1 protein-coding gene is annotated in these 803 nt (G+C 71.9%); it reads right to left on the bottom strand.

Annotated features, from left to right (window positions below):
• On the bottom strand, positions 1-803 hold an 803-nt coding region (locus CGX12_RS19375; protein WP_142995728.1), incomplete at both ends, for an FtsX-like permease family protein.

Raw genomic sequence — 803 nt, 5'->3', positions numbered from 1 at the left:
CAGCACCAGGGCCGCCCCGGCCACGGCGGCCAGCAGGCTCACCCCCAGGCCGAGCAGCAGGGCGGACGGCGCCACCGCGAACTGCAGGAACGGAAACTTGTAGTACTGCTGGTAGAAACCGCTCAGGCCGCGCCCGGCCAGCACCCCCAGCAGGGCACCGGCCAGGGCGCCGGCCAGGGCGATCACCAGCACGAACTTGAGGTAGTGCAGGCCCACTTCCCCGTCGCCATGGCCAAAGGCCTTGAGCAGGCCTATCTGGTCGCGCTCGGCCTGCACCATGCGCGACAGCACCATGTACAGCAGGAAACCGGCCACCGCCAGGAACACCGGCGGCACCGTGCGGCTGGATACCCTGAGCCCCGCTATCTCCTCGACGATAAAGCGGTTGGACAGGTGCTCGTCCAGGCCGTAGGCCCCCAGGGCGCCGTAGGGGGCCAGCAGCCGGTCGAGCCTGTCCTGCAGCACCCGCGGCTCGGCGCCCCGGGCCAGTCCGACCAGCACCTCGTTCACCGCCCCCTCCAGATCCAGGGCCGCCGCCAGCGCCGTCTCGTTCATCCAGAGCACCGCAAAGCGGGCGTCATCCGGAACCATCTCGCCCGGTGCCGTGGTGTACAGGAACTCCGGTGCCTGGGCCAGCCCCACTATGGCCAGGGTGCGACGGGCGCCGTTGAGGGTGGCCGGCAGCCGATCCCCGGGCGCCAGCCCGTGGGCCCTGGCGAAGCCTTCCAGCAGCAGTCCCTCGTCCCGCCGGCCGGGATCGGGCCGCCGTCCCGCCACCAGGTGCACCTCGTTCAGCCGCGCCG

The sequence above is a fragment of the Zobellella denitrificans genome (assembly GCF_002237365.1).
GTDB lineage: Bacteria > Pseudomonadota > Gammaproteobacteria > Enterobacterales > Aeromonadaceae > Oceanimonas > Oceanimonas denitrificans.
This window is presented reverse-complemented; position numbering and strand designations above follow the sequence as displayed.